The organism is Bergeyella zoohelcum ATCC 43767, assembly GCF_000301075.1.
Lineage (GTDB): Bacteria > Bacteroidota > Bacteroidia > Flavobacteriales > Weeksellaceae > Bergeyella > Bergeyella zoohelcum.
In genome coordinates, this window is the sequence record NZ_JH932293.1 from 1,331,082 (window position 1) to 1,345,418 (window position 14,337).

Consider the following 14,337-nt stretch of genomic DNA (forward strand, 5'->3'; position numbering starts at 1 on the left):
CTGGTTTTTGTAAGTCGAGGAATCAATAATCCTTCATTGGTAGTTAGGTTACTCGATAGATTTTGAATATCGAGTGTAGCTTTGGGAGTAGGAGTGTTAACCCCCACTCTTCCTTTTTCACTTTGTCCAAAGGCTTCCGTACCGATGAACATACTTGCTAATACGGCAAGCGTGCATAGTTGTTTTTTCATACATTGTGTTTTTAAAATTATTTAATTCTATTTTTTCAAATATGTTTTTTGTCACTAGTCCATGAACCTATATTGTTTTTGTTTATTATTTTATGGAAAAAATACCGCTCCAGCTCGTGAAGCGGTCTTAAACAAACAAAAAAATTCTGATTAAAGACACTAATCGAATTATAGCTTATATACAGACTTCCTTTCAATGAGCATAAGGAAGAAGAGTATAATCTATTTGAAATGTTTTTGTTAGATAGAAGGTATTTCCCCAATGAAAAAGATAACATGAACACAAGGGAAGTATTATTAAAAAAAATAAGAAAATGTAAAAGAAAGTAATTTTTTAGTCCGAAATATTTTTCGTAAAATACGCACACACGCGTAGTTATTATGCTATAGAGCGAAGGTGTGTGTTTATACAATTATCCGACACCACCAAATTTTGGAGGTGCTTTTTGAAGATAATTGAACTATTTTTTTTCATCACGAGGCAAATATACTAACTATTTCTATATAAACAAGGATTAGCATAAAAAAAAGAAAATATTTTTATATACTTATTTATATTGAGATCATCTCGACTTACTTAGTAATAAAACCCCATTAAAATCAAAAGAATAGTAGTATAATGAATGTGTAAATGGATTGATGAAAAATACTAATTTTAATGAGTTTCATCGTTTCGAATTGCTTTGCTAAAGTGCTAAAAAACTTTGGCGAAGAGCTTTGTAATCATAAAACTCAAGAGATTTAAGCAAACTAAAAAACAAGATGAATTTATAGCTTATTTGTCCAATGAGAGAGCAGAACATAAATGGTGTTAGAAGGTGCATTATTTTGCAGAAATGATCATTCTGTAAAGCTTTTTAAATAAAGTGAGGACTAAAAAAAGATAGCTAAGCATTTCTAAACGCTTAGCTATCTTTTGTTCATTGAAATTAGAGATTGTACAAAGTACAATGATTTTAGAAATTAGAGGTTAGAAATGAAAAGTTAGAGTCATCCGTCAAAAACATACTCCATCTAATGACTCCAGCGGAGTCAAATGTATATAGTAATAAAATTCGTCTTATTATTCGACCCCCGACGGGGTCGAATGTTATACACAGTCATATCCCATGACATAAAACATACGACCTCCACGAGGTCAAACGAAAAGGCCTCCTGCCTATTGCTTTTAGAAATTAGAAAGCTAAAAGGCTAAAAAGTTAGAAGCCAAGTGCTAGCAGCCAAAAATTATTCGCCAACAACTAAAAGCCTCCTGCCCATTGCTTCCTGCCTCCTGCTTTTATTCTTGCTTTATTTTTAGTATTTCATGGGGGTTACCTATACCTTGCGTGTTCTTTGTTTTTTACAAATTTACGAATCAGTGGCTTGAAAAAAGTTTTGTATTTTTCAATGTCAAAAAGTTGGGAATCCGTTAAGGCACTTCGGGTAAGCCATATGGCAAATGGTGTAAGAATCATGTTTGGAATCCATGATGCCCAATAGGGACTGAGCGTTCCGTCCCAAGAAAGATTCTCTACGGTAAGGTTCATCACATAAAAAAGAATGAAAATAATAATGGCAATGACCACTGGCATCCCTATCCCTCCTTTTCTGATGATACTCCCTAAACTGGCTCCTATCATAAAAAAGATAACACAGGTGAGAGAAAGTGCTATAATTCTATGCTGATACATCACCAGATGCCCAAAATCATCATAGATGGTAGCCATTTCTGAATTTCTATTGTTCAGTGTCATTTTTTGATTTTCTATATGTCTGTGAGCATTGGTAAGTATCTTTAGTTGTTCTTTTTCTTTTAATTTTGAAAATTCAAACTGTGGCTGAGGATTTTTAAATCGGTCTTTATGTTTATCCATGGCGTAGAGGAAAGGCGTGGTTTGGGCGGCAAGCTCTTCTCCTAATCTTTTGAACTGTTCGGTATTTTGTTTCTCAGCTTTGGTAATTTCCTCTCCCAGTTCTACAAAATTTTTAAAGCGTGGGTCATCTGTAATTCTCTCTTGCTCCAGAGCTTTATTCACTATTTCTGATATGTCAAAAAGCTGAGATAGCGTATCGAATTTCATAGACTGGTCGGGCTGTTTCAGTCTTTCTTGGTAATTTTTATTGCCTAAATTTTCTTCATGTACATAGCCGTCATAGAGCGTAAGTTTTAGGTAATTTTTATTGAGTGGTTCGGCTTTTAATAGTCCTTTTTTAGCAATGATGGTCTGCTGGTTATCATAGGCACTGGCCTTTTTGTGGATATAAATTCCTTTCAGATGTTCTCCATTTTCACCAGAAATTTCGTCAAACCTTACTGAAAACCCAGGGATTTGGTCAATGAACTGTTCAGGGGTAAAGTTCAGTGCCAAACGCGTTTGGGTAATATTAAAAAGCATATTCCTCGCCTTTTTCTGGGACGAAGGAATTACATTATTGGCAAAAATAAATAGGATAAAAGACATGACGATGCTTACCCCGAAGAGCGGTTTCATTACTCGGAAGAGGGAAATGCCAGCGGCTTTCATGGCGGCAAGTTCATATCGTTCCCCGAATGTTCCAAAAGTCATAATAGAAGTAAGTAGGATGGAGAGTGGCATTACCAGATTAATCACGCTTACCCCAAAATAAAAAAGCAGTTTTCCAATTTCAAAATAGGTAAGTCCTTTTCCTAAAAAATGGCTCATCTGCACCCAAACGATATTCACGATGAGAATGAAAAATAGGACGCTGAAAATGAAAAAAAACGGCCCGAAAAAAGTTTTGATGATGTATTTATCTAAAATTTTAATCATAGACAAAAATATAAAAAAGTTGACAGCTCATTTTCCATTGAGCTATCAACTTTATTTTTTAGTGGATATTTAGGAAATTACACCCAGTTCTTTTCCTACTTTTTCAAAAGCTGCAATGGCTTTATCCAGATGTTCACGCGTGTGTGCAGCAGAAAGCTGTACTCTTATTCTTGCTTTACCTTTTGGCACTACTGGATAGAAGAACCCGATGACATAGATGCCTTCGTCCATTAATTTTTCTGCCATTTTCTGAGAAAGAGGGGCATCATAGAGCATCACTGGAACAATGGCGGCATCTCCATCTGGAATATCGAAGCCTTTGGCTTTCATTTGGGTACGGAAATACGCTGCATTTTCCATCACTTTATCTCTCAGTGAAGTATCCTCAGAAATCATGTCTAGTACTTTGAGGGCAGCTCCCACAATACCTGGTGCTAATGAATTAGAGAAAAGGTAGGGTCTAGACCTCTGTCTCAGCATATCTATGATTTCTTTTTTTCCAGAAGTAAAGCCACCCAAAGCTCCGCCAAGTGCTTTCCCAAGGGTAGAGGTAATGATATCTACTCGTCCCATTACTTCATTGTACTCATGGGTACCTCTTCCCGTTTTTCCGATGAATCCTGTAGCGTGAGAATCATCTACCATGAGTAGGGCATTGTACTTTTCTGCCAAATCACAAACGCCTTTCAGATTGGCCACTATGCCATCCATAGAGAAGACCCCATCGGTAACGATGATTTTGAAACGATGTCCTTTCTCTTCTGCGGCTTTTAGCTGTGCTTCGAGGTCTTGCATATCGTTATTTTTGTATCGATATCTTGCCGCTTTACACAGTCTTACTCCATCTATTATGGAAGCATGATTCAGTTCATCAGAGATAATGGCATCTGCCTCCGCGAAGAGTGGCTCGAAAACGCCTCCATTGGCATCAAAACATGCGGCATAGAGAATGGTATCTTCTAAGCCTAAAAATTCTGAAATTTTCTTTTCAAGTTCCTTATGTATATCTTGTGTGCCACAGATGAAACGAACTGAAGACATTCCGTAACCTCTTTCATCAATCATTTTTTGAGAAGCTGCCATTACTTCAGGATGATTGGAAAGTCCAAGGTAATTATTCGCACAAAAGTTGAGGAGTGTTTTTCCATTGGCCACAATCTCAGCACTTTGTTGGGAAGTGATGATTCTCTCTCTTTTGTACAAACCATCTTGTTCTATGGTTGCCAGTTCCGTTTGTAAATGATGTAGAAATTCTGGTGAAATCATATTATTTATTTTTCACAAAGGTATTAAATAATATCTGAAATTGATGATGACATATTTTCTAAATAGAAATTCGTTCACTGGGAAATAAAAAGAGTATTTTCTAAATGGAAATTCGTTCACTGGGAGACAAAAGCCCTTTTCACTATGGTGAAACTATTTTCCTTATCTTTGTTCGGCAAAAAATAAATAACCAATAATGGAGCAGAATAAAATCATTTTTTTTCAAGATTTAGGACTGAAAGAGTATTCAGAAGCATTTGATATTCAAGAGCAACTCATGACAGGGCTCATAGATAAAAAACTGAAAAATAGAGACCGTAGTGAAGAAGATTATCAGAAGACAGAGAATTATTTTCTCTTTGTAGAGCATCCGCATGTTTATACGCTCGGAAAATCAGGGGATGAACAAAATATGCTGGCGAATGCAGATCAACTTAAAGAAATAGGAGCTACCTTCGTAAAAACGAATAGAGGAGGGGATATTACTTATCATGGTTTTGGGCAAATAGTAGGTTATCCTATATTAGATTTGGATAATTTTAAGTCTGATATTCATCTTTATATGAGAAATTTGGAGGAGGTAATCATCAGAACCATTGCAGAGTATGGACTAAAAGGAGAGAGAAGCGAGGGCGAAACAGGCGTGTGGCTAGATGTAGGAAAACCCTATGCCAGAAAAATTTGTGCCATGGGAGTGAAAACCTCTAAGTGGGTAACCATGCACGGTTTTGCACTGAATGTGAATACGGATTTAAGGTATTTTGAGTACATTATTCCTTGTGGAATCAGAGATAAAGCGGTAACTTCTTTGCAAAGGGAATTAGAAAAAACTTTTACCGATGAAGAGATAAAGGTACTTAAAGATAAAATTTTGCATCATTTTTCGGAAGTTTTTGATGCTCAACTGGTGTGAATTTTTTTATCATCAAAGAATTGTATAATAGATTTAGACAAAAAATATGGAAATAAAAAAAGCCTTATTGGTAGTAGATGTTCAGAATGATTTTTGTGAGGGCGGTGCTTTAGCGGTGCCAGGTGCTAATGAAACCATACCTTTTATCAATGAACTCATTCAAAGTGGGCATCATGATTATGTGATTTTTTCAAAAGATTGGCATCCTGAAAATCACAAGAGTTTTGCTGTAAATAATGGTAGAAAAGTAGGAGAAACCATTTCTCTTAACGGAGTGGCTCAGTTCATGTGGCCTGTTCACTGTGTACAGGGTACGCATGGTGCTGCCTTTCATCCAGAACTCGTAGTTCCTGAAAATGCGATTACGATACTGAAAGGTAAAAATTCAGAGGTGGACAGTTACAGTGCTTTCCAAGATAATAATCATTTCATGCAAACGGAATTAGAAAAATTCTTGAATGATAATGGGGTACAGTGGCTTGAAGTAGTAGGGCTTGCATTAGACTATTGTGTGAAACATACATGTTTAGATGCGGTAGATAGAGGATTTATTACCAATCTGCATTTCCGTGGTACCAAAGCAGTGAATGTGAAACCTACCAATGGTAGAGATACCATCTACGAGCTTTTAGAGAATGGAGTAAACATTTTGGCATAATCCTCCTTCTGGAGCGTTACTCGTAGCAAATAAAAAGCCCCTTTCGGGGCAATTTTTATGCGTTAAAACCTTCGATGACTTTAGAGAAATCTTCAATTTTAAGTGCTGCACCACCGATGAGCCCACCGTCAATGTCTTTTTGAGAGAAAATTTCTTTCGCATTATCCGGCTTTACAGAGCCACCGTAGAGAATGGAGATGGATTGTGCCACTTCTTCACCGAATTTGCTTGCCAATACCTTACGGATGTGTGCATGAATTTCTTGTGCTTGTTCAGGGGTAGCCGTTTCTCCAGTACCTATTGCCCAAACAGGTTCATAGGCGATGATTACTTTTTTCACTTCCTCAGCTGTAAGCCCGAAAAGTGCATTTTCCGTTTGCTCTTGTACTACTTCTAAGTGTTTACCTGCTTTTCTTTGTTCCAAAGTTTCCCCATTGCAGTAGATAGGTGTAAGATTTTTAGCCAGTGCTTTTTTTATTTTTTCAAAGCATAGTGCATCGGTTTCACCATGGTATTGTCTCCTTTCAGAATGCCCAATGATGCTACCATCCGCTTCTATACTTTCTAGCATTTCGGCAGAAATTTCTCCTGTGTATGCCCCCGAATCATGGATAGAAATATCCTGAGCAAATACCCCTACTTCATTATTTTCATAAAGGTCTTTTGCCATCATGAGGTAGAGTGCTGGCGGAGCAATCCACACTTCACAAGAAGGTTTATTTTCTCGGGTATAATTAAGGAGATCACTCATCAGCTGCTGGGCACCGATGACATCTTTGTTCATTTTCCAGTTTCCTGCTACAATTTTTTTTCTCATTATGTAATTTTTTATTAAATATTCCAAATTTTCTTAAGTCGTGTATAATAATCATGCTCTACATCTGCCACGGAATCATCTGCTTTGATGAGTGATTTGGCAAACTGCACGAATTTTAATCTTTCCTTCTCTGTGGAATCTTCTAAGAAACACTGGGCATGGAAGTCAAAATGGCTTTGCCATTGCGTTTTGGGAAGAGAGGCAATGATGTCTAGCTCGTCATCTAAATCCATATAAAATGGGAACTCTTCGGCTAAATACTCTTGAATTTTCATTCCTTCTTCAGGAGAGAAATCATCATCTACTGAAGATAGTATCATCAGCAAATGGTATCCGGCAATCGGTTTATTGGATTTTTGCATTTTTATATAATTTAAAGATTGGATAATATTCGTTATTCTTCTAATTTAAAATCTTTCAAAGCTTTTTTATCTACTATTTTTCCGTTCTCAAGTACTAAGATAAAAGGATTACTCCTCGCGATGGTTTTGATGGCAATACCATCCATTAGTGCCTCAGGAATTTCTGTAAAAGAATTCGGAACGGTAGTAACTGCCATTGCAAATGCTTGATTTTTAATAGCGTTTTGTGCTTTAATTCTTTCAGCTTCATTCAATTTTGTAGGCTGATACGCGAAGAGTAAATACGCTTTTGGCTGGTTAAGTATTTCTTCCGTGATGTCTATCCCGTTTTTTTCTATTTTAAATTTTTTAATCTCTGAGGCATAGCCTTCCTTCACGAGTTCAGTAGTGGTTTTATCCGAGAGAATTTCCCACGGAGTACCTTCTTTCCAATAGATGTCGTTTTCCAAATATTCATCTTGTGGAATTCGTTTTTCTTCTTGTGTCTTAGTATTTTTTAGGGTATAGATATTTCTGTATTCATCGGGATTTGCATTAATCTTTTTCTTTTCGCTGATCATATCAGTTCCTATTTTGTAAGCTCTAAAATCTACAATAGGTTCATGAGCGATGCCCCAATATATAACGATGCTCATGACGATACTTACGATGCCCATTCCCCCTATGCTGATAGGGTGGCGAAGAGCGAGGGAGGTAGCGTTTCGGTAGAGAAAATAAAGGAATATCAATCCAATAAGCAGTGCTACATCTTTGAAGAAACTTTGCCAAGGAGTGAATTTAATGGCATCTCCAAAGCAACCACAGTCGGTTACTTTATTGAAATACGCTGAATAGAAAGTGAGGAAACCGAAAAATACACACAATCCTATAAGGCTGAAAAGTGTAAATTTTAGTTGAGTACCCAAAAACAGCATGACTCCCAATAGAATTTCTAAAACGACTACGAAAATAGCAATATAGAGTGCAAAAGGTTCTAGCCAAGGCATATTAAACACCGATGGCGAAAAATATTCTTCTAGTTTAAAAGAAAATCCCATTGGGTCAATGGCTTTTACTGCTCCAGATATAATGAAAATCAGTCCGATAAGTATTCTTAGTAAGTGTTTCATTTTTTTATTGAGTATTTGAGGTAGAATATTAGAAAAGAAAATGCTAAAACATCAATTATATTTTTTGAGTTAATATATCAAATCTCAAATTTCTAATCTTCATGGATGAGTATCATGGCGAATACGGCATAGTTAATGATATCAAAATAATTGGCTTCGATGCCTTCGGATACCAATGTTTTCCCTTGATTATTTTCTATTTCTTTCGTTCTTAGTATTTTCTGATAGATTAAATCTGTGATGGCAGTAATCCTCATTTCACGCCAAGCCTCTCCGTAGTCATGATTTTTTCTTTCCATGAGTTTCTGTGCTTGTAGAGCGAAATCATCATAGAGCGTGAAAATATCATTTTCTTCTTCTCTGAGATTTTCAGAAGTGCCTTTGGTCAGCTGAATTAGCCCGATGATAGAGTAATTAACCAATGCAATAAAAGTCTCCTCCTGAGATTCATCATCTACTTTAGAGATACCTGTTTCTTGTATTGTTACCAGTCTTTTTACCTTGATATACATCTGATCTGTTACCGAACTGGCTCTCAGTATTCTAAATGCAGAGCCATAGTCCTTAAATTTCTTTTGGAATAATGAACGGCAGTTATGTATAACGGTTTGGAATTGTTCTATCGTTTTTGTCATATTCTACAATATCACCCAAAGGTACGAATTTTAGTATATTAAAACAAAAGAATACCTTTGTACTATGAAAGATTTTTTTGGATTTGCTTCTTATTTTACGCTGAATTGTAGAGGGAGGCTCATCAGTTTGGAGACGCCTCTTATTATGGGGATTCTTAATCTTACGCCAGATTCTTTTTCTGATGGAGGAAAGTACAATACGCTGAATAACGCACTTTTACAAGCGGAAAAAATGATAGAAGAAGGGGCCAGTATCATTGATATAGGAGCTCAATCTACCCGTCCTAATGCAGGGGAAATTTCAGCTCAAGAAGAAATCCTCCGAATAGGAAAAACCATTTCTGAAATTAAAAAAAGGTTTCCCGAAGTATTGGTTTCTCTAGATACTTTTTACTCGGATGTAGTCCGTTTTGGAAATGATGAGGGAATAGACTTGGTCAATGATATTTCAGGAGGTCAGTTTGATGAGAATATGTTCAGTACGGTAGCAGAAATTCGGCTTCCCTATATACTCATGCACATTGCAGATGCGTATGAAAATATGCACCAGAAAAATGCAGAAAAGGATATTCTACTGGAAGAAAATGAGTACTTTTCTGATAAAATAGAAGTGCTGTATCAGTTGGGGATACATGACATTATCTTGGACCCTGGTTTTGGATTTGGGAAAACCATAGAGCAGAATCACCAGCTTTTAGATGAATTAGAGTTTATTCATTTTGGAAAAAAGCCACTATTGGTAGGTATTTCAAGGAAATCTTTTATTTATCAACCCTTAGGTAAAACGCCTTTAGACATCAATTCAGAAACCCAATTGCTTCATCGTAAAGCCTTAGAAAAAGGGGCGAAAATTTTTAGAGTACATGAAGTAGCCGAAATGAAAAAGACCATAGATGAGTTTTTAGGAAAAGAATAAGATATAGGCGAATATAACCCACTATCTTACCTCTGATATTTAGTTTATTATTCGTACATTTGCACTGTCAAAAAAAAAGCTATGGCAATTATCATAACAGATGAATGTATAAACTGTGGTGCTTGTGAGCCAGAATGCCCTAACAACGCCATTTATGAAGGAGCAATTGACTGGAAAGCATCAGATGGGACCAGTCTTTCAGGGACGGTAACTTTTGATTCTGGACTTACCGTGGATGCGGATGCTCCACAAGAGCCTATCAGTGATGACTATTATTTCATCGTTCCAGATAAATGTACGGAGTGTAAAGGATTCCATGAGGAGCCACAGTGTGCCGCTGTTTGTCCTGTAGATTGTTGTGTTCCAGATGAAAACCGAGTAGAAAGCGAAGATGTATTGCTGAGCAGAAAAGCCTTTTTACACGCAGAATAAAATATGCCTCCTTCTCGTAATGGGGCTTTTTTTCTTTATACTAAACGAAAAAAATGAAAAAACATAATTTCAGTGCGGGACCATGTATTCTTCCACAGGAAGTATTTCAGCAGTCCTCCCAAGCTATTCTTGATTTTAATGGTATAGGGCTTTCTATCCTTGAGATTTCCCATAGAAGTAAGGATTTCGTACAGGTAATGGAGGAGGCTAGAGCCATCATAAAAAGACTGATGAACTTAAATGATGATTATGAAGTACTTTTTTTAGGAGGAGGTGCCAGTCTTCAGTTTGCCATGGTGCCTTTTAATCTTATGCCTTTACAAAATGGAGAAGCCGCTTATTTGGATACTGGAACTTGGGCGGCCGGTGCCATTAAAGAAGCAAAGAAACTAGGAAAAGTAAATGTAGTTGCTTCATCTAAAGAAGCACAATATTCTTTTATTCCAAAAGATTATACCGTAGGTAAGGAAAATGCGTACTTTCATTGTACCTCTAATAATACGATTTACGGAACGCAGATGCACCATTTCCCGAAAGTGGATACGCTGATGGTTTGTGATATGTCATCAGATATTTTTTCGTGCCAAAGAGACTATAGTCAGTTTGACCTTATTTATGCGGGTGCTCAGAAAAATATGGGGCCTGCTGGAGTAGCCGTAGTGGTGGTAAAGAAAGATATTTTGGGAAAAACAGGTAGAGATATTCCTTCTTATTTAGACTATGTTCAGCATATTCATAAAGAATCTATGTATAACACACCGCCAGTGTTTTCGGTTTATGCCACACTGCTTACGCTTCAGCATCTAGAAAAAAACGGAGGTGTAGCAGCGGTGGAAAAGCTGAATAAAGCGAAAGCTCAGCTTCTTTATAACGAAATAGATAGAAATCCATTATTTGAAGGTTTTGCTCAAAAAGAAGACCGTTCCATGATGAATGTATCGTTCTATCTCACCGATGATTCTAAAAAAGAGGCTTTTGATAACGCTTGGAAAGAAGCGAATATCAGCGGACTGAATGGGCATAGAAGTTTAGGGGGATATAGAGCGAGTCTTTACAATGCTTTGCCTTTAGAAAGCGTAGAAGTTTTAGTTAATGTAATGCAATCAATATAGTCAAGATGATAATACTTGCAAATGATGGACTTTCCCAAAAAGGAATAGATGCCCTCCTAAGTGCAGGACACACTTTACTCAATCATAGAGTGGCTCAAGAGCAACTGATTAATTTCTTAAATGAACATCAGGTAGAGGTGCTTTTGGTAAGAAGTGCTACCCAAGTAAGAAAAGAACTTATAGACCAAGTGCCTAGTCTTAAAATCATTGGTAGAGGAGGAGTTGGTATGGATAATATAGATGTGGAATATGCTGAAAGTAAAGGGATTAGTGTGATAAATACACCTGCCGCATCTTCTCGTTCTGTGGCTGAAATGGTTTTTGCTCATTTCTTTTCTTTGGCAAGATTTCTACATGATGCCAATAGAATGATGCCACTAGAGGGCGAAACACAATTTAACCAACTGAAAAAATCTTATGCCAATGCGGTAGAGCTTTCAGGGAAGACGCTAGGAATTATAGGATTCGGGGGAATAGGAAAAGAAGTAGCTCAAATGGGCATCGCGTTGGGAATGAAAGTTAAGGTAGCTACCAGAAAACCAAGGAAAGAAAAAATTGAGTTGTCTTTTTTTGATGGTCAGAAAGTTGAGTTTGAGATTACTACAGAAGTGGCAGATGCTTCCTTTTATCAAGATGTTGATTTTCTGAGTATTAATACCCCAAAAACCAATGGCTATTTATTGGATGCTGAGCAGTTTGAGATGATGAAAGACGGTGTTTTCATTGTTAATACTGCTAGAGGAGGAGTACTGAACGAAGAGACACTGCTTCATTATATAGACACAGAAAAAATAGCAGGAGCAGCACTGGATGTTTTTGAAAATGAACCTCAGCCAGAACTTAATATTTTGATGCATCCCCAGCTCTCCTTGAGTCCGCATTTGGGAGGAAGTACCATAGATGCTCAGGAAAAAATAGGCTTGGAACTTGCCGAGCAAATCATTAATTACAGTAATAATCATTAAAGAAATGCCTACATTTAAGCCATTTCGGGGAATACGCCCACATGAAGATATTTTAGAATCATTTCCTACACAGGTTTTAGAATCATTTGCTGATGCACAAAATTTAGAACAGAAAAAGGAATTATCCTATATTCAGATGGTAATGCCCTATCTGAAAGGGAATGAAAAGAATAAAGATACGAATTTACAAAAAGTAAGAAACAATTTTGAAGAGCTTTTGGAAGAAAAGAAATTACTTCAAGATGGTTCTGCATATTATCTTTATGCTCAAATTCATCCTAATAAAGCGGTTTTTCGTGGGCTTTTAGGCTTAGTATCCATTCATGATTTTTGGGAAGGTAAGGTAAAAAGACATGAGAGTACCATTCCTCAGAAAAAAGAAGAACTTGCGTATTATTTAGAAAAAGTTCAAATTCAGGCAGAACCTGTTTTGCTTACTTATCCATCTAATCCTAAAATAGAGCTCATGATGAATATGGAAGAAAAAACGATTCCTGTCATTAAAATGACCGATGAAAATGGGGTACAGCATAAGGTTTGGAAAATAGATAATCGGCTGAAAATGCAGCAAATAAAAGAGGCATTAGACCAGCAAAACGCTTTCTACATTGCGGATGGACACCATAGAATGGGGGCGGTGTCTCTTTGTGCAAAAAATATTTCCGAAAAAAATAAGAAAACCCTTCCTACCGATGGTCATAATTTTGTGTATAGCTTCATTGTTTCTAATCAATCCATCAAAATTAATGACTATAATAGGTATATTACCTCCCTCAATGGTATGACCAAGGAAGAACTTTTAAAGAAAATGGAAACTTATTTTTCCATTAATGAAAGAGGAGAAGAAGTCTATTTTCCTACTAAAAAACATCATTTCTCTATGTACTTAGATGGAAAGTTTTATTCTTTACATCTGAAAAGTGAAGCAAGAAATTGTGATAATGGACAAATTTTGGTAGATCATCAGCTTTTTAACCAATATGTATTAAAAGAGATTTTTAATATTGAAGATCCTGATAGCTCAGAACTTATTTGCTATACGAAAGGAAACTCTGGTAAAGAAGGTATTATGAAGCTTAAAGATGAAGTAGATAATGGAAATGGTGTAGTAGGATTTGGGATATACCCTATTAGCTTTCAGGATATTATTCAGATATCTGATCAGAAAATTATTATGCCTCCTAAATGTACTTATATAGAACCGAAATTGGTCTCTGCTTTGGTAATGTATGATATGAAATAGTGGGATGACACTGGTCAATTCTTTTATCATAGATAAAATTTAATAAAAACATAGGTGGTATAAAAATATTTTATTGTATATTCGTCATTTAAATGATAAAAAATGAGCTTAATAGACGAATTTAAAAGTTTTGCCTTTAAAGGCAATGTGATTGATTTGGCAGTCGGTGTGATTATTGGAGGGGCTTTCGGAACTATAGTAAACTCTTTTGTAGAAGATGTTATTACTCCGGCAGCACTTAATCCTGCATTAAAAACAGCCAATTTAGAGAATATTTCACAGCTTACATGGAACGGAATAAAATATGGTAACTTCTTGTCTGCAGTAATTTCTTTCTTTATTATTGCTGTTGTACTTTTTGCAGTGGTAAAAGCGGCAAATAAATTTAAAAAGGAAAAAGTGGAAGCACCTGCAGGGCCTTCATCTACAGATGCATTACTCATGGAAATCCGTGATGAGCTAAGAAAAAAATAATTTTGTATTTCTAATAGAAATATGATTTTTAACGGATAAAGAAAATAAATTTAGAAGTCATCTGAAAAGATGACTTTTTTTAGCTTTACAAAAGAAATAACTTACTGAATGTCTAAAAATATTTTCATTCTTTATGACGAAAAATGTCGTTTCTGTACTCGATTTGCTCATTGGGCTACAGAGAAGAACTCTTCTTTGGCTATTGTTCCTATTCGGAGTAAAGAAGCAAAACAGTTGCTCAAAAAAAGAGGTGTTCATTTTATTGATTTACAGACGGTTTATTTTATCAAAGAGGAAAAAGTAAACACTCGTTCACTAGCTATTTTTAATATTGCCTATCATTTACCATTTCCTTATCGTCTTTTATCTGTTTTTAAATTTTTACCTCGTTCATTTACAGATTATTGTTATAAAATTTTTGCAAAATATAGAACAAAGTTTTAAAAATAATTACTGGGTATTGTTATTCT

15 protein-coding genes and 1 pseudogene are annotated in these 14,337 nt (G+C 36.0%); 9 read left to right on the forward strand and 7 right to left on the reverse strand.

The features are described 5' to 3' along the window. The 3 genes and pseudogenes from HMPREF9699_RS11315 to kbl all read right to left on the reverse strand — a co-directional run. Window positions 1-191: pseudogene (locus tag HMPREF9699_RS11315) on the reverse strand (hypothetical protein); the annotation flags it as partial. A gap of 1,313 nt (window positions 192-1,504) precedes the next feature. Continuing rightward, the gene (locus HMPREF9699_RS06040; protein ID WP_002663277.1) at window positions 1,505-2,965 is read right to left on the reverse strand and encodes an LptF/LptG family permease; all 1,461 of its coding nucleotides are present in this window, start codon (window positions 2,963-2,965) and stop codon (window positions 1,505-1,507) included. A gap of 69 nt (window positions 2,966-3,034) precedes the next feature. Then, on the reverse strand, window positions 3,035-4,231 hold the full coding sequence (kbl, locus tag HMPREF9699_RS06045) for a glycine C-acetyltransferase (RefSeq protein WP_002663278.1): 1,197 nt from the start codon (window positions 4,229-4,231) through the stop codon (window positions 3,035-3,037). Between the two features lie 196 nt (window positions 4,232-4,427). Here kbl and lipB point away from each other — a divergent pair, with 196 nt between their 5' ends. Further along, entirely contained in the window at window positions 4,428-5,144 is a 717-nt protein-coding gene (lipB, locus tag HMPREF9699_RS06050; protein ID WP_002663279.1) for a lipoyl(octanoyl) transferase LipB, read from the forward strand. A gap of 52 nt (window positions 5,145-5,196) precedes the next feature. Continuing rightward, complete coding sequence (pncA, locus tag HMPREF9699_RS06055) at window positions 5,197-5,802, forward strand: bifunctional nicotinamidase/pyrazinamidase (protein ID WP_034986151.1); 606 nt, start codon at window positions 5,197-5,199, stop codon at window positions 5,800-5,802. Window positions 5,803-5,857: 55 nt separating this feature from the next. Here pncA and tpiA read toward each other — a convergent pair whose 3' ends face one another. The 4 genes from tpiA to HMPREF9699_RS06075 form a co-directional block, all read right to left on the reverse strand. After that, window positions 5,858-6,619 carry a triose-phosphate isomerase gene (gene tpiA / locus HMPREF9699_RS06060; protein WP_002663281.1) on the reverse strand — a complete coding sequence of 254 codons (762 nt, stop codon included), beginning with the start codon at window positions 6,617-6,619 and terminating at the stop codon, window positions 5,858-5,860. Between the two features lie 14 nt (window positions 6,620-6,633). Further along, window positions 6,634-6,981, reverse strand: coding sequence for a TerB family tellurite resistance protein (locus tag HMPREF9699_RS06065; RefSeq protein ID WP_002663282.1), 348 nt, complete (start codon window positions 6,979-6,981; stop codon window positions 6,634-6,636). A 32-nt stretch (window positions 6,982-7,013) separates the two neighbouring features. Then, window positions 7,014-8,090 carry a BT_3928 family protein gene (locus tag HMPREF9699_RS06070; protein WP_002663284.1) on the reverse strand — a complete coding sequence of 359 codons (1,077 nt, stop codon included), beginning with the start codon at window positions 8,088-8,090 and terminating at the stop codon, window positions 7,014-7,016. Between the two features lie 92 nt (window positions 8,091-8,182). Then, the gene (locus tag HMPREF9699_RS06075) at window positions 8,183-8,725 is read right to left on the reverse strand and encodes a DUF1599 domain-containing protein (protein WP_002663286.1); all 543 of its coding nucleotides are present in this window, start codon (window positions 8,723-8,725) and stop codon (window positions 8,183-8,185) included. A gap of 64 nt (window positions 8,726-8,789) precedes the next feature. Here HMPREF9699_RS06075 and folP point away from each other — a divergent pair, with 64 nt between their 5' ends. From folP to HMPREF9699_RS06110, 7 genes are all read left to right on the forward strand, one after another. Continuing rightward, the gene (folP, locus tag HMPREF9699_RS06080; RefSeq protein ID WP_002663287.1) at window positions 8,790-9,641 is read left to right on the forward strand and encodes a dihydropteroate synthase; all 852 of its coding nucleotides are present in this window, start codon (window positions 8,790-8,792) and stop codon (window positions 9,639-9,641) included. Window positions 9,642-9,722: 81 nt separating this feature from the next. Next, window positions 9,723-10,073, forward strand: a complete 351-nt coding sequence (locus HMPREF9699_RS06085; RefSeq protein WP_002663288.1) for a 4Fe-4S dicluster domain-containing protein — start codon at window positions 9,723-9,725, stop codon at window positions 10,071-10,073. Window positions 10,074-10,126: 53 nt separating this feature from the next. After that, window positions 10,127-11,185, forward strand: coding sequence for a 3-phosphoserine/phosphohydroxythreonine transaminase (serC, locus tag HMPREF9699_RS06090; RefSeq protein WP_002663289.1), 1,059 nt, complete (start codon window positions 10,127-10,129; stop codon window positions 11,183-11,185). Window positions 11,186-11,190: 5 nt separating this feature from the next. Then, on the forward strand, window positions 11,191-12,150 hold the full coding sequence (locus HMPREF9699_RS06095) for an NAD(P)-dependent oxidoreductase (protein ID WP_002663291.1): 960 nt from the start codon (window positions 11,191-11,193) through the stop codon (window positions 12,148-12,150). Between the two features lie 4 nt (window positions 12,151-12,154). Next, window positions 12,155-13,393, forward strand: a complete 1,239-nt coding sequence (locus tag HMPREF9699_RS06100) for a DUF1015 domain-containing protein (RefSeq protein ID WP_002663292.1) — start codon at window positions 12,155-12,157, stop codon at window positions 13,391-13,393. 102 nt (window positions 13,394-13,495) lie between these two features. Then, window positions 13,496-13,867 carry a large conductance mechanosensitive channel protein MscL gene (gene mscL, locus HMPREF9699_RS06105; protein WP_002663294.1) on the forward strand — a complete coding sequence of 124 codons (372 nt, stop codon included), beginning with the start codon at window positions 13,496-13,498 and terminating at the stop codon, window positions 13,865-13,867. Window positions 13,868-13,975: 108 nt separating this feature from the next. After that, window positions 13,976-14,311 carry a thiol-disulfide oxidoreductase DCC family protein gene (locus HMPREF9699_RS06110; protein WP_002663299.1) on the forward strand — a complete coding sequence of 112 codons (336 nt, stop codon included), beginning with the start codon at window positions 13,976-13,978 and terminating at the stop codon, window positions 14,309-14,311. The last annotated feature ends 26 nt before the right edge of the window (window positions 14,312-14,337 follow it).

Excerpts from the sequence above, each read along its gene's own strand:
- HMPREF9699_RS06065 (WP_002663282.1), bottom strand. The coding sequence starts at position 6,981 with ATGCAAAAATCCAATAAACCGATTGCCGGATACCATTTGCTGATGATA.
- HMPREF9699_RS06070 (WP_002663284.1), bottom strand. The coding sequence starts at position 8,090 with ATGAAACACTTACTAAGAATACTTATCGGACTGATTTTCATTATATCT.
- HMPREF9699_RS06040 (WP_002663277.1), bottom strand. The coding sequence starts at position 2,965 with ATGATTAAAATTTTAGATAAATACATCATCAAAACTTTTTTCGGGCCG.
- mscL (WP_002663294.1), top strand. The coding sequence starts at position 13,496 with ATGAGCTTAATAGACGAATTTAAAAGTTTTGCCTTTAAAGGCAATGTG.
- HMPREF9699_RS06110 (WP_002663299.1), top strand. The coding sequence starts at position 13,976 with ATGTCTAAAAATATTTTCATTCTTTATGACGAAAAATGTCGTTTCTGT.
- lipB (WP_002663279.1), top strand. The coding sequence starts at position 4,428 with ATGGAGCAGAATAAAATCATTTTTTTTCAAGATTTAGGACTGAAAGAG.
- kbl (WP_002663278.1), bottom strand. The coding sequence starts at position 4,231 with ATGATTTCACCAGAATTTCTACATCATTTACAAACGGAACTGGCAACC.
- HMPREF9699_RS06075 (WP_002663286.1), bottom strand. The coding sequence starts at position 8,725 with ATGACAAAAACGATAGAACAATTCCAAACCGTTATACATAACTGCCGT.
- HMPREF9699_RS06100 (WP_002663292.1), top strand. The coding sequence starts at position 12,155 with ATGCCTACATTTAAGCCATTTCGGGGAATACGCCCACATGAAGATATT.
- serC (WP_002663289.1), top strand. The coding sequence starts at position 10,127 with ATGAAAAAACATAATTTCAGTGCGGGACCATGTATTCTTCCACAGGAA.
- HMPREF9699_RS06085 (WP_002663288.1), top strand. The coding sequence starts at position 9,723 with ATGGCAATTATCATAACAGATGAATGTATAAACTGTGGTGCTTGTGAG.
- folP (WP_002663287.1), top strand. The coding sequence starts at position 8,790 with ATGAAAGATTTTTTTGGATTTGCTTCTTATTTTACGCTGAATTGTAGA.
- HMPREF9699_RS06095 (WP_002663291.1), top strand. The coding sequence starts at position 11,191 with ATGATAATACTTGCAAATGATGGACTTTCCCAAAAAGGAATAGATGCC.
- tpiA (WP_002663281.1), bottom strand. The coding sequence starts at position 6,619 with ATGAGAAAAAAAATTGTAGCAGGAAACTGGAAAATGAACAAAGATGTC.